Raw genomic sequence first — 20,381 nt, 5'->3', positions numbered from 1 at the left:
ATCCTGAGGACACATTCTCTTTTTACACAGGAACTAGCTGCATATTGAACTGCACTGCCATTTTTTCAAGTTGCTTTCTTTTTTGTTCTTGTAACCTGTTCTCATAGTCTTGTATCCCTTTTTCTACGAACTCTGTACCATTGGTCATCACCCGGTAGTAATAGCAAGCTATTTTCCGGGCGACAGCTTTAATGGCAACTGCGCTGCCCCGCCTCGCTCTTATCCTGCGGCCGAATGAACCTAAGGCAAGGTGCTTGCTGGTCAGGATACCCTGTGCAAGGTTCCGGAATATCAAACCCGCGTTATTCTGCCGTTTCATCCGAACCCGTTTATTCATCTTGCCCGAACTTGCCTTCATTGGGGCCAGCTTTAACCACCCTGTTAAATGTTTTTCCGTCGGCCAGGGGCTCATATCCGTACCGACCTCGCTTACTATCTGCAAGAAACTGTAATCCGTAATCCCCGCAATACCTATCGGATCCTTACCATCTGTCAGCTTTAGCAATGGCTTATGCAAATCCTCTATTTCCGGCTTATGATAACGGATCGGCTTGCGTTTTACATCGGTTTCGATATCATCTTTATCCTTGGTCATAAAAGTAAGCTGACGCGACACTTCTGCATCGCATTCGCTAATCAGCCGATGATAGTAATGCCAGGTATCGAAGGCATGCCGCAATGCAAACAGATGCTCCTCACTATAACGCCCCTCAAGTGATTTAATAACCAATTCCTTTTTCTTTTTCAGGATGCTATCTGTACAAAAGCTTGCCAGCGTATCAGCATTCCTTTCTCCTGATAAGATTGCCGTTAATATCCTCATACCGCTTGCTCCGCTGATATCGTTGATTACCTCAGCGAGGCGGATGTTCATTTGGGTCAGCGCTTTCTGCATCAAATGGACCTGTGTTGCGGCTGCTCGGATATGATCCTGCCGCAACCGAAGGTAACTGCGGACTTTCCGGATATCAACATCCGGGATAAAGCTCTTCCGCAAAAGCCCGTAGCCATGCAACTGGCGCAGCCACTGGCAATCCTTCACATCGCTTTTCCGGCCCGGTACGTTCTTTACATCACGGCCGTTCACCAGGTAAACGTCTATGCCGGCCTCTTCCAGGACAGCATACAACGTTACCCAGTATACGCCTGTAGATTCCATCGCAACGGTCGTTATACCCAACGAGAGGAGGTAATCACGGATAGCATTACAATCAACGGTAAAATCACCAATAAACCATTCATTAAACAGCCGGAACAAGATTCACTATCAGGTATTAAACACTAATTTGTAGCTCTGTTACTTCCGGTTAAAGCTTTATCAAATTTAATATCTGTCCCTTACTAAACCAACCGGATCTCCGGCCAGACTTCGCTAACGCGGTGAAACCGACGGGTGCACCTCAAGAAATCTTTTAATCCTGTCAAAAATCCTACCCAATCCTGTCAACAAAAGATAAACGTACCTGTTATTCTTACATGACAAACCCCGCAAACGACCACGATAAACCATCGCCATCTGATACGCCTACCGAAAGGCCTGCAGACGAAGGGCACAAAAGCGTAGTGAAAGACCGCGACAAGCAATACCATGCCGACGAACCAGAGCCGCACGACATCGCAAAAAAACACGAGAAAGAAGAGCAGCCGGTTGCGCCAGTAAAGAAAGCGCCTAAGGATAACCAGCCCGATGCATCTGACGATGATGCCCGTCGCCTGGAATCTAAGTAAGGCTAAACGGACTTGGCTATACCCGCCGAATTGAATTGCAGATCGTAAAGTTTGCGGTAGTAGCCGTTTTCTATGCGCAGCAGTTCCTGGTGGGTGCCGCTTTCCATAATCTCGCCATGGTCTAAAACGATAATCTTATCGGCATTTTGAATGGTAGAAAGCCGGTGCGCTATCACGATGGCCGTGCGGCCCTGCATCAGTTTATTGATGGCGTTTTGTATAAGCAGTTCGGTTTCGGTATCTACAGAAGAGGTTGCCTCGTCCAACACTAATATGGCCGGGTTATAAACTAATGCGCGTATAAACGAGATGAGCTGCGCCTGCCCTGCCGAGAGGGTTGCGCCGCGTTCCATCACGTTATAGTCATAGCCACCGGGCAAACGCTCTATGAATTCATGCGCGCCCACGTCTTTGGCCGCCGCAATGATCTCTTCGCGAGTTATCTGCGTATTGTTCAGGCTAATGTTATTACCGATGGTATCGGTAAACAAAAACACATCCTGTATTACTGTCGCAATTTTAGAGCGAAGGTAGTCAACCTTATAATCCCTTATGTCCACACCATCTACCGTTACGCGGCCTTTGCCTATCTCGTAAAAACGGTTGAGGATGTTGATGGTAGATGATTTGCCCGCGCCCGTTGCACCCACCAAGGCCAGCGTTTCGCCGGGCTTAATGTGGAAGTTGATGTTTTTGAGCACCCAATTCTCGTCGTTATAAGCAAACCATACATCCTTAAATTGGATATCGCCTTGCAGTACCGCAGGCGCAAGCTTGCCGCTATCTGCGGCCACTTCGTCGGTATCCAGCACTTTAAAAATCCTATCGGCACCAACCATACCCATTTGCAGGGTGTTGAATTTATCGGCCAACTGGCGTATAGGGCGGAAGAGCATATTCAGCAAGGCAATAAAGGCGGTTATCTTGCCGATGGTTACGCCCTTTGCATCTGCCGAGAGCATGTTCAGCTGCTGATCTGTAAGTATCCTTTTGCAGCCGTACCAAACCAGCAGGGCCATGCAAATGGCAAACAAAATTTCCACTACCGGGAAAAAGATAGAGTAATACCAATTGGAGCGGATGTTGGCATCGCGGTATTTTTGGTTTACAGCGCGGAACTTGCGCATCTCCTGATCCTCACGTGCGAAGTACTGGATAATGCTGATGCCGCTGATATGCTCGGCTAAAAAGGTGTTTAGCTGCGCTACCTGCGTGCGCACTTCCTGGAAGGATGATTTGATGGCCTCCTTGAACACATAGGTAGATGCGAACAGGAAGGGCATGGGGATGAGCGTGATGAGCGCCAGTTTCCAGTCTTCCACCAGCATGTAGCCTATTACAGCAATCACCAGCAGCATATCGCCCATAATGGAGATGAGCCCTTCGGAGAAGATATCGGCTATGGTTTCCAGGTCGGATACCGTACGGGTGATGAGCATACCGATTGGCGTGCGGTCGAAATATTTAAGCCGCAAACTGGTGATGTGGTTGAACACATCGATACGCAAATCGCGGATGACGGATTGGCCAAGTGAGTTGGTGAGGTATGTTTGGTAATACTGCGCAAGGGTTTGGATAACGAGCTGCCCCACCATCAGTTCTACCATAAAAACCAGCCCGTGGTAGTTGTTGGCGAGGATATATTTATCGAGCGTGCGCTGGATGAGTATGGGTTGGATAAGCGCAACCACTGCCAAAAAAACGGTGAGGAAGCCTGATAGAACGAACACACCCATATAGGGTTTCACGTAACGCATAACGCGCTTAAGCAATTGCCAATCGAAGGCTTTGCCGGTAACAATAGGTTTCCCCGTGCTCCCTGTAGCAGAAGGGGCCGTTTTTTGAGCAGTGTCTTTATTCCCTTTTTCTTTACTCATTCTTCATTAATAATTTACTAACCATTTAGCGGCCGGAGCAAATACGGATACTTCACTTCCGTTAAATACAGCCCGCAAGCCGGTACGCTGGCGCCCGCCTTGCTGCGGTTCTTGCTTTCGATGATATCGCGGATGCCCTCGGGGGGTATCTCGCTGCGGCCAATAGCAATCAGGGTGCCTACTATGGCCCTCACCATATTACGTAAAAAACGGTCGGCAGATATTTTGAATACGATACCTTTTTCGGTGGTCTCCCACGTCGCTTTTACAATTTTACAATTATTGGTTTTAACCTGCGTATTAGATTTGCTGAAACAGCTAAAATCTGTGTATTCCATGACGATTGCCGCTGCCTGGTTCATCAAATCCAGGTCGGGTCTGTCGCGCAGCAACCAGGAGTAACCGTGCCTGAAAGGGTCTTTCTCAAAATGGATATGGTATTCGTAACTCCGCAGCGTGGCGTCGAAACGGGCATGCGCTTCGGGGGCTACGGGAATGATGTTTTTAATGGCGATATCATAGGGGAGGAGGGAGTTTAGGCCGCGAAGCCCCCCCCGCCCCCTAAAGGGGGAGCCTTTGATTTGCAAGGCCAGGCTAATAGCTCCCCCTTCAGGGGGCGGGGGGGGCTCGTCAAAATGCGCAAAATACTCTTTTGCATGCACACCGGTATCAGTTCTTCCGCAGCCTGTGGTTTCAATGGGCTGGCGCAGCAGGGTGGATAAGGCTTTGTTCAGCAATTCCTGTACGCTTACGGCATTTTGCTGTACCTGCCAGCCGTGGTATTTGGTACCATCATAGGCCAGTTCTAGAAAATAACGTTGGGTATCTGCCACGAAGCAAAGGTAGTAAACTACTGTTATGTAGGCATTGCCCGAAGTGATTAACTGCTATGGATGGTTTTGTTGAAGATCAATTTGTTCCGATAGGCAATGTAGGTGGCAACGGCAATTGTAAAAATAATACTCAGCAAATTTACACTTGTCCAATAAACCAGGTTGGCGTCGGGTGGATTTGTTATTAATAAAAAAGGGCTACCCACCAAAGGGAGAGAGATTAGTACCCCCAATCCAATAAATCCCCAGGCTACAGGGTTACGCTTAAGCTTATAACCCAGGTGGGCATACACAAGAAAGATGATGATTGCTATTATCGCCATTTTGAAATTTGACATAAATATACATCCTTATTTCATCTTTTATTGGGCGTTAACAAATTGCTGTTATCAATTATGAAAACAATTATCTTTGCTGCTCTTAAACTAAAAAAATGCTACAACGAATACAAAGTATATACCTCCTTGCCGCCTCTATTGTTATGTTCGGGCTGTTTGTTTTTCCGCTGGCACATAATATTTATGTGGATAGCAAATTGGTTAACGTAACGGTTACGGGTGTTTATGAAATTGTAAACCAACAGGAAAAACATACTGAGGTTTTTACCGCCTTATCGGTAGTTACAGTAATAGCGGCACTAGTGCCCCTGGTTATCATCTTCCTTTATAAGAACCGCAAGCAGCAAATTGCCTTATGCTACAGTGCCATACTGGTGCTTATCGGTTATAGCTTCTGGATGGCACAAACCGTGAAGAAAGTGGTTGGCGAGATTACGCTGGAATACAAGAATATGGGGATTGGCCTGTTTCTAACGTCGCTCAGCATCATCCTGATCATCTTTGCCTTTAAGGCCATACAACGCGACGAGAAGTTGGTGAAATCGGCAGATAGGCTGCGTTGATTTCGGAATACGGATTTGAGATTTCGGATTTTACTGCCTTAAGGATTTGCCTGGCCTTAATCAAGCCCGTATTTTTTGCGGATATTATCCATGACCTCATTAATAGGCGTGCCTAAGCCGGCGTCCGCTTGCGCTATCGAGGCTTTCAGTCGCTGTTTTTGAAACTCGGGTAAAGAATCCCATTCGTCATCATTACTTTCCTGATTGCAGAGATAGTCGGTTATCAACTTATTCAGTTCTTTCAACTGCTGTTCGTTAGCCTGTTCTATTTTGTGAAATATTTCAAACCGTAATATATCTGCATCCATAAATCTATCGTAAAGATCAAATTGAAAATCTTGTCCTTATAATTCTATAAACAGCGAAAGCCTCCTAAATGGAAGGCTTTCGCTGTTTATAAATCGGTGTAATCACTCCGCAAATCGGTGCAATCCCAATTATACTTCCGCAAGGCTATCGCCGGTTACGGTAGCTTTTATCTTCTTCTCCAGTTCCTCCATCAGCTCCGGGTTATCCAATATCAATTGCTTCACAGCGTCGCGGCCCTGGCCAAGGCGGGTATCGCCGTAGCTGAACCAAGAACCTGCTTTTTTGATGATGTTGTACTCTACGCCCAGATCGATGATTTCGCCGGCTTTGGAAATACCCTCGCCAAACATAATATCGAACTCGGCTATGCGGAATGGCGGAGCCACTTTATTCTTAACAATTTTCACCTTAACGCGGTTACCAGATACCTCGTCGGAATCTTTTATCTGCGATATACGGCGCACATCCAAACGTACCGAAGCATAGAACTTCAAAGCGTTACCGCCCGTAGTAGTTTCGGGGTTACCGAACATTACGCCGATTTTATCGCGCAACTGGTTGATGAATATACAGCAGCAGCCGGTTTTGCTGATGGTGCCGGTGAGCTTACGCAAGGCTTGCGACATTAAACGCGCATGGAGGCCCATTTTAGAGTCGCCCATTTCGCCTTCAATTTCGGCCTTTGGCACTAATGCCGCAACAGAGTCGATTACTAAGATATCGATAGCGCCCGAGCGGATAAGGTTATCGGCAATCTCTAAAGCCTGCTCGCCGTTATCCGGTTGCGAGATGAGCAGGTTCTCTACGTCTACACCCAGTTTCTTGGCGTAAAACCTATCGAAAGCGTGCTCCGCATCAATAAAAGCAGCAATGCCGCCTTTCTTCTGCGATTCGGCAATGGCATGTATGGCAAGGGTGGTTTTACCGGACGATTCCGGGCCATAGATTTCTATCACCCTGCCTTTTGGCAAGCCGCCTACGCCCAAAGCGATATCCAGGCCTATGGAGCCGGTTGATATTACTTCAGTAGGCTCTATGGCTTGTTCGCCTAGCTTCATGATAGTCCCTTTTCCGTACGATTTTTCCAGCTTATCAAGGGTAAGCTGTAATGCCTTCATTTTATCTGTATTGCTCATCTCTATTTTTTTCGTGAAACAAATATAAAAAGTGTTTTTGATATTTGCTAATAATTTTAGTAATTATTTAATATTATTTACCCGTCATTGCGAGGAACGAAGCAATCTCCCGATAGGAATAGCGGATTTGCAAAGCAGCTCTTCATGTGTAGAGATTGCTTCGTGCCTCGCAATGACGCGCGGCTATAGCGAGGATGAAATTATTCAATTATCGTTGCCCCATCAAATATCTTTATCAACACTGCGTTTCTTCAATTCCTTGCTTATGAGGTTCAAGGCTTTGTTCTTTTTAGCATCCTTTACCTTTTTCAACTTCAAGGCTTCGGCTTTCAATAGCGCACTTTCGGTATTGTGCTGCGCATAATATTTGCAAAACCAGGTTAGGGGGCATATCTCGCATTTGGGGCTGCGGGCCACGCATATATATCGTCCATGTAATATCAGCCAATGGTGTGCTATGGCCAGGGTGTTTTCGGGCAGGTTTTGCACCAGTTGTTTCTCCACCGCCAGTGGCGTGCTGGCGCGGACAAGCCCCAGCCGGTTAGCCACCCTAAACACATGCGTATCCACCGCAATCGCCGGCGCATCAAACACTACCGACGCAATCACATTGGCCGTTTTGCGCCCCACGCCTGGCATCATCTGCAATTCGTCGAGTCCCGAAGGTACCACGCCGCCGAACCTCTCCATCAACATTTTACCCATGCCGGCCAGGTGCTTGGCCTTGTTATTGGGATAGCTTACGCTGCGGATATAAGTGAATATCTCGTCGGCATCCGAGGCAGCAAGCGCAGCGGCATCGGGAAAGCGTTCGAAAAGTTTGGGCGTTACCTGGTTGATGCGCTTATCGGTACACTGGGCGGATAAAATTACGGCTACCAGCAGTTGGTAGGGGTTTCCATAATGCAGTTCGGTAACCGCATCAGGCTGGTTCTTTGAAAAGTACTCTACAAAATGGCGGTAACGTTCGGCTTTTAACATAGGTCATTGAGTCATTGCGTCATTGAGTCATTAATGTTTTATGTCTTACGATGCCCATGCGCTGCCGTAAAAGTATAAATTTCAGACAATCGTCTTCCGTTTATGTAAAACTAAAATTGTCCGTTATGCCAATGACTCAATGAACTAATGACTCAATGACCCAAAACTAGAAAGGTTCACAAATCCAACCATCGGCCTTGCCAATAAGTAGGATTCATGAACCAGTGTCGGGGGATGCGGTGCTTAGCGCAGGCTCTTCGAATAATCGAGGATGTGGTGGATGGTTTGCAGCTTCGGCTTCTTTTTCAGAAGGTCCAGCTCGGCATGGATAGAGTGATAGAATATCACTGAGTCCGCGTCCAGATTTTCCATTGTTCCTGATTCTTTCATCTGAGCTTTGTTAGTGACCGCGTAAAAATTTGTTGTAAAGGTTTCACCCATAAGCTATCTGTTTTTTTATTTAGAAAGATAACGATTGTTAAACACGAATATTTTATAAAGATGAAAATTAAATGAAATTTTTTTCATCTTCTTAACCGGCTGATAATGTTTGGCTAAACCGATACTCATTGTGTGAATCTGACGCATCCGGTTGCGCTTTATTTGCGACCCGGATTACCCCACAAAAATGTACCGGTAAAGGCCTTTGCGCCATTTACGATCGCATATTTTTAATTAGCTTTATGGCAAAACCACCTGTCCCCATCATGAAATTAAGAACCCTTATCCTTTCAGCGGTAATTGTTGCGGCCGCGTGCGTATCTGCCTGCGTTAGCCCTGCCGCTAAACCCTACGAGGCCGCCGCTTTAGGCGATTATTTTAAAGATACCACCTCGGGCGTTAAAACCGGCGGCGTGCAAATGGTAACCATCAATACGCCCAAAGGTAAGTTTAGGGTGTGGACGAAAAAACTAGGCAACAGCCCAACCATGAAACTGCTGCTGCTGAACGGCGGCCCGGGCGCAACACACGAATATTTCGAATGCATGGAGAGCTTTTTGCCAGCAAAAGGTATCGAACTGATTTATTACGACCAGCTGGGTTGCGGCAATTCCGATAACCCGAAGGATACCTCCATGTGGGATTTGCCCCGCTATGTGGAGGAGGTGGAGCAGGTGCGCCAGGCACTGCACCTGGATAAGGATAATTTTTACTTGCTTGGCCACTCCTGGGGTGGCATTTTGGCTACAGAGTACGCGCTGAAATACCAGTCGCACCTCAAAGGCCTTATTATCTCTAACATGATGGTGAGCTGCCCGGATTACGGCAAATATTCGGAAGTGTTAGCTAAACAAATGGACCCGAAAGTGCTGGCCCAGATACGCGATATCGAAGCCAGGAAAGATTTTGCAAACCCCAATTATATGGGTTTACTGCAACCCAATTTTTACGAAAAACACATCCTGCGGATGCCGGGTGCCGAATGGCCCGAGCCGGTTACGCGTTCCCTCGGGAAAACAAACCAATCACTATACGTTACCATGCAAGGCCCAAGCGAATTTGGCATTGCAGGCAAACTGACCAATTGGGACCGCAAAAAAGAGATAAAAGGCTTATCGGTACCAACGCTAAGCATCGGCGGGGAATACGACACCATGGACCCCAAACACATGGCCTGGATAGCCACCCAGGTGCAAAACGGCAGCTACCTCTATTGCAAAAATGGCAGCCACATGAGCATGTATGATGACCAGCGCACCTACATGCGCGGCCTGGCCAGATTCATCACCGGCGTAAATAAGGGCCTGAAGAAGATGGAGCTTTAAAGAGTCCATAGTCGATGGTCCATGGACCATGGTAGAAAGTCGATAGTTCAATAAACCATAGTGCATAGCAGTTTTTATTCTTGCTATGCACTACAGACTGTGGACTAAACTTTCAGCGATGGACTATGGTCTATTGACCATCGACTAAAGTACCGGTTTCTGCTCAAACGCCGGGCCTTCTGCAGTGTTGCCACCACGGCCCTTGTCATCGAATGCGCGGAATTTTACGGTGCCTTTGGCATCGATAGGGTTGGTGTAAACCTTGCTTTTCGCCGTGGGCTCGCTGCCATCTGTGGTGTAGCGGATGGTTAGACCCGGGTATTGAATATTGCTTTGGTATTTACCATCCTGAACAATTACGCCAGGTTTAGGTATCCTGAAGCTGTAGCCGCCGTTGTAGTAAGCCAGTCGAGGCAGTTCGCGCTTGCCCAGTATGTTGAGGAATTTGCTCCAGTCCTGGTTGTACAGTTCCTTTGCTTTTGCGGTATCTCGTTCTATGGCCCATGCCGGGTCTTTCGCCCAGGCCCGTTCGGCCAAACCGATTAGTTTTGGGAAGATCATGTAATCCATCCGGTCGGCGGTTTTAACGGTTTCTGTCCACAGTGCACCTTGCAGGCCAATGATGTTGCCCTTGCCGTAATCGGTAAGGCGCTGTTTGCCTACGAAAAGGTTGCGGTTTATAGGGAGGCCGTTTTTATCTACGTCGGCATTTTTAAAGTAATCGTAAGGGATAAAGGAGAAGAACTTATCTATGCCCAAAAACGCGCCCCAATAGTAGCCTGGCTCGTCGAAGGATTTGTAGTTGGCCATATCGAAGTAGAGGTTGGTAACGCAGGTGAGCACCACCTTGTAGCCGCCATTGGCCAGCTTGTAGGCCAGATCTTCCTGCCCGTCGCCCAGTACGTTGTTCCACACATCTACCTGCATACCCTCGCCCACAAACTGGGGGTTGGGTACGTAGGTACCTTGCCCGTCTACAAGCGTTTTGCGCAGGGCCATCTCTTCCCAGCCGGAAAGTTTGATGTTGCGTTTTTTGAGGATATCGTTCACGCGGCCATAGAAATAGTACCACAGGTCGCCGGTGCTTTGTATCTCGGGGTGAGTAGCTTTCAAGGCCAGGTAGGCAGGCGATTTTTCCCAAACGTGGGCAGGTACCTCGTCGCCGCCGAAATGGATAGCAGGCAGGGGGGCGTTGGCATCTTTGTAGATGTTCACCAAATCGCCTACTACGGTTTCGATGTAGTTATAGGTGGATGGCAGCGACACGTCAATCACGTTATCGTTCCAGTACTGTACCGAGCGGTAGTCGGATTTGTCGTTCAAATCGCGCAGCAAGTAGCGTTCTGCGCCTGCTTTATCGCCGCCGGCCAGTAAACGCTCGTAGCGCACGTCCATGGCTTTGATAGAGGCGCGGGCATGGCCGGGGGTTTCTATCTCGGGGATAACGGTCACATGGCGCTCGGTAGCGTATTTCAGTATTTCGATATAATCAGCACGGGTGTAAAAGCCGGTCCCTGCGGTATTGCTAAAATCGGGACCTGAGCCATGCGAGGCGGGCAGGTTGGTTTTGCTATCCAGCGAGTGGCCGCGTTTTGAGCCGATAGCCGTTAGTTCGGGCAGAGAGGGTATCTCTATGCGCCAACCCTCATCATCTGTAAGGTGCAGGTGCAGGGTATTCAGCTTGTACACCGCCATCAGGTTGATCAGCTTCAAAACCTGCTGCTTACTTTGGAAATTACGCGCTACATCCAGCATCACGGCACGGTACGGGAAACGAGGCGCATCGCTCACTTCCAGGCAAGGTACGGTGATAGCGGCTTGCGGTTTTACCCATGGCGCTGCGCTGATGGCAGTTTTGAACGACTGGATGCCATAGAACAACCCGGCAGGGGTAGCGGCAGTTATCGTCATGCCATCGGGCGTTATGCTGAGCTTGTAAGCTTCGGCACCGAGGCTGACATCCTTTTTAAAGGCGATTTTTTTAGTGGTCGATGTGCCTTTTAGCTTACTGCCCAGCAGTTTCTCTATGCCGGTGATGAAGTAGCGTTTCTCGTTGTCGAAGAGTGGGTCGCTAACGATGCTTACCGCATTGGTGATGACGAAACTGCCCGCGTTCTCCTGGTAGCTTACCGGAGTAGGGATAATCTTCTGCAAATCGGCAGCGGGGATATCCAGTATGGTTTTGTTTTGATTGTAAAGAATTTCGGGCGTTATGAGGCCCTGGTAAGTAGGGTTGAAGGGAGCTACCGTAAACCCGCCGAGGGCGTATCCTTTTGCCGGTTCGGCATCCCAAACCAGGTAGGGGCCTTCAATAGCATCAGTAAAATTCACCACCGGCGATTCGCAAACGTATTCTATGCGACCGCTTTCGCCGGGTTTTATCTCCGCGAATTTGGCGTTGGGCGTGATGCTGTACAAGTCGCCGTTTACCTGCGCAATGGTGGCGTTGCCGCTGGCAGCTTCGGGCAGGAAATTGCGCGAGGAGTTGAAGTAGAATTTCCAGCCGCCTGCGGGCAAGCTGGTTTTGCCTTTGTTGGTTATCACAATGGCCGTAAGCGCTTCCTGCTTGTTCTTGTAGTTATTATCTACTACCTGCCAGCTGATGTACAAATCTTTGGCGTTAAACTTCGGCTCATCGCCCAAGCTGGCGAAAGCATGTAGATGGGTAGCAGCAACAAGCAGCAGGATAAGAATACGGCGCATATTTAATTACATTAGGTTGAGAACCGTAAATATAATCAAAATATCGATTTACGATGTTGGCTTAACTTTTTAAAATATTTTTTAAAGTGCGAATTTTATCCAGCCCGCACCCTCGTTGCCGAAGATGAATTGCTTAGGGTGGAGTATCTCTGCCAGTATCTCTACCGAATCTACAATACGTGGACCGGGGCGGTTGAAGTATTGGTTGCCATCGGCGATGTAGATGCGGTTGTTTTTTACGGCTTTTAATTCGGCAAAACCGGGTTGTTGCAGCAGGATGTCTATCTCGCGCATGGTACGTTCGATAGAGAATCCGCAGGGCATCAGGATGATTACATCCGGGTCGGCAGTTTGTATATCGGTCCAGGCAACATATGGCGAATGCTGGCCTTGCGGCGCCAACACAGGTACGCCGCCGGCAATCGTCACCAGCTCGGGTACCCAATTGCCCGATACCATCATCGGCTCCAACCATTCTATACAGGCCACGGTAGGTTTGTTTTCCAGGAACTTCAGCTTGTGGCGTATGATGTCTACCCGTTCCTGCAAATCCTCTACCAATCGTTCGCCGGCTTCTGTGGCATCCAGCGCGGTGGCTACGGTAGCTATATCATTAAAGATATCCTCCAGACTGTTGGGTTGCAGGGAGATGATGTGAGCGGGTTTATCTAAATAATCTACCAGGGCCTGCTCTACCTCGGGCAAGGAAACGGCGCATACTTCGCATTGCGCCTGGGTGATGACCACATCAGACTGTAATTCTTTGATCACTTCCCGTTTTACGGTGTACACAGATAAGGCATCCGCCCGCAACTCTTTCACTTTTACGTCTATATCGGCGCTGCTCAGGCCATCGGGGAAGTTGGCTTCCGAGCATATGGGCAGGGCTTTTACGGTTTCGGGATAGTCGCACTCATACGAACGGCCCACCAGGCTGCTTTCGAGGCCGAGCGCGCAGACGATTTCGGTAGCGGCAGGTAAAAGGGAAACTATTTTATGAGCGGACATATTATTCATTTTGCACCTGGCAGTCTTCAGTTTGCAGGAAACTTCATTGCCAATATTTAAGCTGCAAATATGCGAAATTTATGCATGGCCGACCAGCACCTGCCCTTGGCTTTTTATGGGTGTTCCACTTTTTTGCGTGGAACACTTATTTTTAAATGTACATTGACTATCAGTGTTTTACATGATTTTGCGGAATACTTTGGAACACCCCGGTTGTTTAAGTAACCGATGTAATTGGCTTGTTTGCAATAAGTTGATAAAAACGGGTAAATTAATGCGGTTGCTCCGCGCTGGAACACTTGTTTAAAGCTATCACAGGATTTTTCGGTATCAGCGTTGCGACTGCAAATGCTTGCATAATTACTATCTTTACCGCCAATGATATTCCTAACCTTACTTGCCGGGGTTATAGCCAACTTTATAGGTTATATACCGCCTGGCAATATCAACCTTACGCTGGTACAGATCACCATAAACCGGGGCCTTAAGGAGGCGATGAAGTTTATCATTGCTTTCTCCTGCGTGGAATTTATTTTTACCTACGTGGTGATGCTGGGCGCCAAATGGCTGTCGGAAGAGGTGCGGCTGGATACCATTATCGACTGGATAATGACAGCGCTGTTCGGCACGCTGGCTGCCATTACCTGGGCAAACCGCAATAAGCCGCCCAAAACCACTTACTCGCAGCACGCCAGCATCAAATACGGCATACTGTTGGGCTTTATAAACCCCATGCAAATCCCCTTCTGGATGGTGACGGGCACCTACCTCATCACCCACGAATGGATAGACGATAAACCGCTAGACCTGGTGTTCTTCAGCATCGGCTCAGCTGTCGGGTCTTTTCTCGCGTTGTTTTTATACGCCCGCTTTGCCCGCTTTCTGCAACGTAAATTTGAACTGAGTACCAAAATTATCGATACCAGCATTGCCATACTGTTCTTCGGCTTTGCGTTGTATCACGTTTTTAAGCAGATTTATCTGGTGTTTTTTAAGCATTATTAAGCCAAATCCTATGAAAATCGCTGCTTTTTTAGTGTTGTTATTGGCAATTTGTGGGTGTAAGCAGAAGGTCGGCGACAAACCGGGCGCATCTGATAAAAATGAATCCGTAATGCTAGGCAAATGGACTATGTGTGCAACGGAAAGTGATGAAGGCACGTTTATGGCAAACGTTTGTACCGTCTGGTTATTTAACCCTGATCATTCCGCCGCAGTGGGATTGGGGGCTCCCCAGTATCCTTTTAGTTGGTACATTACAGGCAAATCGCTTTTAATTTTGAATAAAACCGGAAGCGACTTTATCCCAAACGGTAGTTACACCTTAACTGAAAAGAAGGATAAAATCAGCCGCCTTGTAATCATCAGCGATACCGTGAACCATATACGGTATTTCCTGCGCAGGGATTGACTGCGCGCACCCAAACGGCTGTGCAATCGCCCCCAAAGATGAGTTTTTACCACATCGTCATTGCGAGGTACGAAGCAATCTCCCAATAAGCAGAGCGAACTTGCAAGGTGGATTGTCCTGCGTAGAGATTGCTTCGTGCCTCGCAATGACGCGGTTTTTTATTGGGAGTAGTAGGGACCTACTCCCCCTTCACAGAGCCGGTTTTTCTACCCACATTCCAAATCTTCTCCGCTTTGCGGCCAACCAGCCAAAAGGATAGGGCCAGGATGGAAAAGAACAGCGTTTTATTGGTGCCATCCCAAAAGTATTCGAAGTATTTGGTGTACAGGAATATGATGAGGAACGTAATACCAAACTCCCGCGCTATGGCATCCTTGCTTTTTAAGCCGTACAGCAAAAAGCCCCCGGCCACTACCGCCGAAATGATGCCCCAGTAAAACAGGTTGAGCTGCTTGATGCGCCACCAGGTATCTAAACTGCCGTAATTGCCGAATATGCTGAACAGCCAAAGCGACATAAACAAGTACAGCATACCCACCACATAAGTAAGTTCCCAAAAAAACGCGAACCATTTTTGCTTTTTGAGGATATGGCAGGCGGCAACCAGTAACAATCCGAATACGATGAAACGCAGGGGGTAGTTCATGCCGAAGAAGTAGAGCGCCCAATTGGTTTGGTAACCGGTTTCGGTACCAAACCAGCTACCGAGCGATACCAGCGCGAACAGCCATATGAGCCGCGAATTCATGTGCCAGGCTAAAAAACCATACACCAATACCGAAACCAGGAACAGCAGCGAATAATGCCCCGAGCCGTTATCAAATGTTTTGCCCAAATAGGCAATGCAGCAGGCTGTGGCGAATACGCCCATGAAGATAATAGCCTCGTTGCTGAATACTGTTTGGGGGTAAAGTTTTTCGCGCCGGCGGCCGAGATAGAACAGACCCACGGCGGCAACGGCCGATAGGATGCTGATGACGATATCCGGTGTATCATACAGCTTTTTCAGCCAGTTGATAACGGCATCATCCACAATAAGCGAACCCACGGCTACCGCGCCGCACAGCAGCGCTACCCAAAACGAGTATTTGGCCAGCCGCATCCAGTCGAAGCCTTTTATATCGTAGGAATCGCGCAGTTTGGCGGCCTGCTCCGCATCTACCAAATGGTGCTTTTCCCAATGGGCGATGGTGCTATCCAGGAATTCACTTTCCTGCTTATCGAGGTTGAGTTTGGCCATATTATGATTTGAACCGACACGAATTTCAGGAATTAATCCTGATTAATACCAATGCGCGTAGGTTAATATTTTAAAGGAGGGGAAACTTGCATGTCGTTTTTTGCCATTTTTACCAACTTAAATTTGCTAAAATGCCGTAAAAAAATGCGCCTTTTTCCGTGTTTTCCGAATTTTATCCACGCTTTTTTATCGCTTTTCGCGGGCAAAAAAGAGGGGGATTCATATCGCACCTGTTTCAGTTATTATTTCCGAGTCTGTATCATAAATAAAAGCCAGCGTTAAACAACAAAACTAAATTTGATCAAAATAGGCTTTGCGCCCTTTGCGCTAAACTACATGCCGTCCGCAAAGGGAGAAACGCAAAGAGCACAAAGCCAAATTTAATTTTGAGTAAAATCCCTAAAATGTATTTATAATACAGCCTCCCCGATGGGCAATGCTATTGTTTAAGTGTTAGCTACCTCGTAGAGGTTTAAGCTTTGTAGAAAAATATAACAAAAAATAAAACAACGCCGTTAGGTGTTGAACCCCATTTGGTTGGGTACCTACGGCCAATATCATTAAGTTAAGAAAAATCAATTCGGTTCTACCATTGCTTTTAAGCCCCACCTAGACGGCGAAGCCCTCATGAAATAATCCTCCCCGGTAGGGAGGACTTGAAAAAGTAAGGCGGATGAAGCTAAAGTCTCCCCTTCCGGGGGAGATTCAGAGGGGGCTAAACGCTTGTCTAGCCTTAACTTAATGACATTGACCTACGGCACCCAATGTTGGGGATGACTGGTTTGCTACAAAGCTTTAGCCCTTATTGGGCGAAAAAATTGCCTAAATTAAAATCCGATTACTCACTATAAACTAATCCCCAATCCCGCATAGTAGCTCCTCGGTGCGGATGGGTTATAGTAGCGGTTGCCAATGGCGTTTAAATCGTTGCCGAGGCTGTATTTTTCGTTCAGCAGGTTATCGGCACCGGCGTAAATTTCCAACCGGGTTTTGCCGATGGGGTGCTGCCACGATGCTTTGGCCTGCAGCAGGTTGTACTTGCCCGCATACACGGTGTTACCATCAGTTAGCGGTATTTTAGCGGTATAGTTATGTTGCACGAATACCGAAAAGCCCTGTGGGAACAAGGCTTGCAAGGACGACACCAGCACCTCGCCCGGTACGCCCGTTAGCTTATTGCCCGAGTAATTGTTGCCCGCCACATTATAATCCCTGAATTTGAAACGGCTGATGCTTGCCGAAGTGTTTAACTGCAGTCCGCGCAGGAACCGCGCATTATTTTGGCGGATGAGCCACCAGGTAAAGGCCAGCTCGGCCCCCGGTTGCTTGGTGCCGCCGGCGTTGAGGTAGTACTCGGTTTCGTCGGGGTTAAGCTGACGCACGATAGCGTTATTGATACGGTAATAAAATACCGAGGCATCCAGCAGCAGGCTTTCATCGTGGTTGCGCAGGCGGAAACCCGTCTCATAGTTCCAGCCAAACTGGGCCTGCAAACCGGTATTGATGATATTGTTGGTGGGGCGCACCTCCGCCGTGGTAGGGGTAGAGTAACCGCGACTAACCGATGCCCGCCAGATAAAATCGTTGGTAACCTGGTAGCTCAATGCCAGCCTCGGCATCAGTTGCGGACTAAAATCGCGACCGGTAAAATCAGCCTCGTTCAAGGGTGCCGTGTTCCTGAATTTATAGTGGTAATAGTTAAGGCTGAGGGCAGCTTCAGCATGCAGGCGTTTGTATATATCGGCCGCGTAGCGCGCAAAAAAGAAATGCTGGTTGGTGTTTATCTTATCAATCTTCTGCACGTTGCCTTTTACGCCCTTGTTGTTATCATAATTGCTGATGAGCGAGTTGGTTTGCTGCCACTCCAGCCCAAGGTTAAGCTTGCCGCTATAATCGGCGCTTGCTTTGCCTGCAAATTCAAAATAGCTGCGCAGGCCGTAGGTGTCCTCGTTGCGCTGCTCGTAATTGGTGATGAAGGGGTTGGCAAAATCTACATGGTTGCCAAATACGGCCAGCACGTTGCGTATGCCCGGGGCCAGCAGGGCATCGTTGGTAATGCCGCCTAAAAGTATTTTGGTGTTGATGCGTATTTTTTGGTCGATAGCGCTTGGGAGGGTTTTGGTGGCCAGCCTCGCCGAGCGCGGGTCGGCCTGCATTTGGGCGAGGGTGAGGCCGCCGGGCGTTTGATAATCCAGGTCGGAAAATAGTATCGTGCTGCGCAGTTCGCTGTTTTTGGCATATTGCCAGGCGTAGCCGCCCTGCAGATAGCTGCGGTGCATACGGCTGTTTTGGCGGTAACCATCGTAGTTCTGGTACGATTGATTGAGGTTGAAACGGTAATTGTTGCCTGCCTGCTGCAAGGACACTTTCTGATGGAACAAGCCGTATGAGCCGCCGTTGATGCCTGCTGAAAGGTAGCTGCTATCCGTTTTGTTTGCGGGGTTAAGCAGCACCACGCCGCCGCTGTTCGCGCCGAAAAGGCTGCCATCGGGGCCTTTCAGTATCTCGATATGGCGGATGTTGGCTATATCGATAGTGTTGAGGTACGTATTGCCTCCTGCATCGGTAAGGGGTATCTCGTCGAAATAAACCTTTACATCGCGCACCCCGAATGGCGAACGCAGCAGGCTGCCCCTGATAGATAGGCGGTAACTGCCCGGCGAACGTTCTTCGGCCCTTACGCCCGGCACAGTATTGAGGGCGGTAACAAAGGAATTATCAGGCTGTAGTTTAAGCTGCTTTGCACTTAACACGCTTACCGAGGCAGGCACATTCAGCACGGGCTGCTCGCTCAGGTAAGCTTTTACGGTAACGGTTTGCAATTGCCTGGTGGTATCGGGCTTTGGTTTGGTTTGTGCGAGGGCCTGGCCAGCTAAGAGGGAAAAGACGATTACGGCAGGGTAGATTTTCTTCATATCGATGCAAAACAAAAATGAGGCTCTATCATAAAACTGTTCAATAAAAACCATTCAAAATAAATTTGGCTTTGTGTTCTCCGTGGTTCTCCCTTTGCGTGCTTTGTGGTAAAAAAATTAACCACAAAGAGCACTAAGATTTTACACAAAGGTCACAAAGATATGTCCTGCTCAAATTTTAATTTGTTGTCCAAAGTGGTTTTTATTTTTGATACAGCCTCATCTAAGCGCAACATTTACAAAAGTTTTACTTTGCCGCCACGCGCCATATTTTATTGCCGCTGTCATCAGCCACCAACAGGGAACCATCGCGGGCAACCATTACGGCAACCGGGCGACCGTGAACTTCCTGTTTTACGCTATCAGCTATAAAGCCGGTCAGGAAGTCTTCCAGCTTATCGCCGGGCTTATTGTTGGCAAAAGGCAGGAAAGCTACCTTATAACCTGATAGTTTAGAGCGGTTCCAGGAGCCGTGCTGACCTATGAAAGCGCCGCCCTTGTACCTGGCGGGAAACTTATCGCCGCTATAGAATGTAAGGCCTAAGGATGCCGTATGCGCGCCGAGGGCAAAATCGGGCGTAAGGGTCTTTTTCACCATATCGGGCCGTTTAGGTTCGGGGCGCGGGTCCTCGTGCTGCCCGAAGTACGCCCAGGGCCAGCCGTAAAAGCCGCCTTGTTTTACGCTGCTCAGGTAATCGGGCACCAGTTCATCGCCCAGTTCGTCGCGCTCGTTCACTACGGTATATAGGGTGCCTGTGCCCGGCTGCAGGGCCATGCCCACGGGGTTGCGCAAGCCGGCGGCGTAAACGGTTTCGCCGCTGCCATCGGGTTTTATCAGCAGGATATTGGCGCGACGCTGTTCGTTCTCCATGCCATGCTCGGCGATGTTGGTGCCCGAGCCCACAGATACGAATATCTTAGCGCCTGTGCCATTGGCCAGCAGGTTGCGCGTCCAATGGTTGTTATAACCACCAGCGGGTAGGGCCAGTATCATTTTGCCGGGGCCATCTATTTTTGTTTGTCCGGCTTTATAGGGATATTGCCATATGCCATCGGTATTGGCTACGTAAAAGGAATTGCCCATAATGAGCATGCCGTAGGGTTGGTTCAGCTTATCTAAAAAAATAGTTTTGGTTTCGGGGATGCCGTCGCCATTGGCATCGCGCAGCAAAGTAATGCGGTTGGCGCTTTTATTGAGGTTTTGCGATGCCGCCGCACCGATGATTTTTGCACCCAGTTTTTTGATGCCCTTCAACTCGGTATTGGCCTCAGATACCAAAATATCGCCATTGGGCGCGATGTAGATATTACGCGGATTGGCCAGGCTATCGGCAAAAAGGCGTACCGTAAAACCCGCCGGGGCCAGGGGCGTTTTGCCCTTTGGCCAGCCAATTACCTTGCAAAAGTTTTGTACCGATTTTGTTTGGAAAGGAGCGGGGAGGGCTACCTTTTGGCGATCGGGCGTTTGCAGGGTATCCTGTTTGCTCAGGTCGGCCTTTTTGTTTTGCGAGCATGCTGACAAAGCAATAGCCAATAGCGCAACGGGTATTAATTTGATTTTCATTTTATATCT

The 20,381-nt window shown here is 48.4% G+C and carries 18 protein-coding genes; 5 read left to right on the top strand and 13 right to left on the bottom strand.

The window, feature by feature from the left end; translation table 11 throughout:
- Positions 1 to 22 precede the first annotated feature (22 nt).
- A complete protein-coding gene (locus AC1DYT_RS23370) occupies positions 23 to 1,258 on the bottom strand; it encodes an IS110 family RNA-guided transposase (protein WP_477471916.1) in 1,236 nt (411 codons plus the stop codon).
- A gap of 218 nt (positions 1,259 to 1,476) precedes the next feature.
- Between AC1DYT_RS23370 and AC1DYT_RS23365 the strand changes: the two genes are divergently transcribed.
- On the top strand, positions 1,477 to 1,728 hold the full coding sequence (locus AC1DYT_RS23365) for a hypothetical protein (RefSeq protein WP_477471915.1): 252 nt from the start codon (positions 1,477 to 1,479) through the stop codon (positions 1,726 to 1,728).
- A gap of 2 nt (positions 1,729 to 1,730) precedes the next feature.
- Here the strand turns inward: AC1DYT_RS23365 and AC1DYT_RS23360 are convergent, their stop codons facing one another.
- The 3 genes from AC1DYT_RS23360 to AC1DYT_RS23350 all read right to left on the bottom strand — a co-directional run bounded on the left by AC1DYT_RS23360 (position 1,731) and on the right by AC1DYT_RS23350 (position 4,776).
- Complete coding sequence (locus AC1DYT_RS23360; RefSeq protein WP_477471917.1) at positions 1,731 to 3,485, bottom strand: ABC transporter ATP-binding protein; 1,755 nt, start codon at positions 3,483 to 3,485, stop codon at positions 1,731 to 1,733.
- 137 nt (positions 3,486 to 3,622) lie between these two features.
- The gene (gene truA, locus AC1DYT_RS23355; RefSeq protein WP_477471914.1) at positions 3,623 to 4,438 is read right to left on the bottom strand and encodes a tRNA pseudouridine(38-40) synthase TruA; all 816 of its coding nucleotides are present in this window, start codon (positions 4,436 to 4,438) and stop codon (positions 3,623 to 3,625) included.
- A 47-nt stretch (positions 4,439 to 4,485) separates the two neighbouring features.
- On the bottom strand, positions 4,486 to 4,776 hold the full coding sequence (locus AC1DYT_RS23350; protein WP_477471913.1) for a hypothetical protein: 291 nt from the start codon (positions 4,774 to 4,776) through the stop codon (positions 4,486 to 4,488).
- Positions 4,777 to 4,871: 95 nt separating this feature from the next.
- On the opposite strand from AC1DYT_RS23350, the gene AC1DYT_RS23345 reads away from it, so the two are divergent.
- Complete coding sequence (locus AC1DYT_RS23345) at positions 4,872 to 5,339, top strand: DUF4293 domain-containing protein (RefSeq protein WP_477471912.1); 468 nt, start codon at positions 4,872 to 4,874, stop codon at positions 5,337 to 5,339.
- A 56-nt stretch (positions 5,340 to 5,395) separates the two neighbouring features.
- On the opposite strand, the gene AC1DYT_RS23340 is transcribed toward AC1DYT_RS23345, so the two are convergent.
- The 4 genes from AC1DYT_RS23340 to AC1DYT_RS23325 form a co-directional block, all read right to left on the bottom strand.
- Positions 5,396 to 5,647, bottom strand: coding sequence for a hypothetical protein (locus tag AC1DYT_RS23340; protein WP_477471911.1), 252 nt, complete (start codon positions 5,645 to 5,647; stop codon positions 5,396 to 5,398).
- A gap of 129 nt (positions 5,648 to 5,776) precedes the next feature.
- A complete protein-coding gene (recA, locus tag AC1DYT_RS23335) occupies positions 5,777 to 6,784 on the bottom strand; it encodes a recombinase RecA (RefSeq protein ID WP_477471910.1) in 1,008 nt (335 codons plus the stop codon).
- Positions 6,785 to 7,006: 222 nt separating this feature from the next.
- Positions 7,007 to 7,765 (bottom strand): endonuclease III, encoded by a 759-nt coding sequence (gene nth, locus AC1DYT_RS23330; protein ID WP_477471909.1) that lies wholly within the window; start codon positions 7,763 to 7,765, stop codon positions 7,007 to 7,009.
- A 243-nt stretch (positions 7,766 to 8,008) separates the two neighbouring features.
- Positions 8,009 to 8,206, bottom strand: coding sequence for a hypothetical protein (locus tag AC1DYT_RS23325; protein ID WP_477471908.1), 198 nt, complete (start codon positions 8,204 to 8,206; stop codon positions 8,009 to 8,011).
- 266 nt (positions 8,207 to 8,472) lie between these two features.
- On the opposite strand from AC1DYT_RS23325, the gene AC1DYT_RS23320 reads away from it, so the two are divergent.
- The gene (locus tag AC1DYT_RS23320) at positions 8,473 to 9,531 is read left to right on the top strand and encodes a proline iminopeptidase-family hydrolase (protein ID WP_477471907.1); all 1,059 of its coding nucleotides are present in this window, start codon (positions 8,473 to 8,475) and stop codon (positions 9,529 to 9,531) included.
- 144 nt (positions 9,532 to 9,675) lie between these two features.
- Here AC1DYT_RS23320 and AC1DYT_RS23315 read toward each other — a convergent pair whose 3' ends face one another.
- Together AC1DYT_RS23315 and AC1DYT_RS23310 are read right to left on the bottom strand one after the other, a co-directional pair.
- The gene (locus tag AC1DYT_RS23315; RefSeq protein ID WP_477471906.1) at positions 9,676 to 12,234 is read right to left on the bottom strand and encodes a family 20 glycosylhydrolase; all 2,559 of its coding nucleotides are present in this window, start codon (positions 12,232 to 12,234) and stop codon (positions 9,676 to 9,678) included.
- 81 nt (positions 12,235 to 12,315) lie between these two features.
- Positions 12,316 to 13,242 (bottom strand): cobalamin-binding protein, encoded by a 927-nt coding sequence (locus AC1DYT_RS23310; RefSeq protein ID WP_477471905.1) that lies wholly within the window; start codon positions 13,240 to 13,242, stop codon positions 12,316 to 12,318.
- Positions 13,243 to 13,620: 378 nt separating this feature from the next.
- On the opposite strand from AC1DYT_RS23310, the gene AC1DYT_RS23305 reads away from it, so the two are divergent.
- Positions 13,621 to 14,247: a LysE family translocator gene (locus AC1DYT_RS23305; protein WP_477471904.1), complete on the top strand. Its 627-nt coding sequence runs from the start codon at positions 13,621 to 13,623 to the stop codon at positions 14,245 to 14,247.
- Positions 14,248 to 14,257: 10 nt separating this feature from the next.
- The gene (locus AC1DYT_RS23300) at positions 14,258 to 14,653 is read left to right on the top strand and encodes a hypothetical protein (protein ID WP_477471903.1); all 396 of its coding nucleotides are present in this window, start codon (positions 14,258 to 14,260) and stop codon (positions 14,651 to 14,653) included.
- Positions 14,654 to 14,831: 178 nt separating this feature from the next.
- Here the strand turns inward: AC1DYT_RS23300 and AC1DYT_RS23295 are convergent, their stop codons facing one another.
- From AC1DYT_RS23295 to AC1DYT_RS23285, 3 genes are all read right to left on the bottom strand, one after another.
- Positions 14,832 to 15,893, bottom strand: a complete 1,062-nt coding sequence (locus AC1DYT_RS23295; RefSeq protein WP_477471902.1) for a DUF2157 domain-containing protein — start codon at positions 15,891 to 15,893, stop codon at positions 14,832 to 14,834.
- An 845-nt stretch (positions 15,894 to 16,738) separates the two neighbouring features.
- Positions 16,739 to 18,808, bottom strand: coding sequence for a TonB-dependent receptor (locus AC1DYT_RS23290; protein ID WP_477471901.1), 2,070 nt, complete (start codon positions 18,806 to 18,808; stop codon positions 16,739 to 16,741).
- Positions 18,809 to 19,055: 247 nt separating this feature from the next.
- Positions 19,056 to 20,372 carry a PQQ-dependent sugar dehydrogenase gene (locus AC1DYT_RS23285; protein WP_477471900.1) on the bottom strand — a complete coding sequence of 439 codons (1,317 nt, stop codon included), beginning with the start codon at positions 20,370 to 20,372 and terminating at the stop codon, positions 19,056 to 19,058.
- Between the last annotated feature and the right edge of the window lie 9 nt (positions 20,373 to 20,381).

The organism is Mucilaginibacter sp. P1_D10, assembly GCF_056406215.1.
The sequence above is the reverse complement of the archived record's forward strand: the minus strand, read 5'-3'. Positions and strand labels throughout refer to the sequence as shown.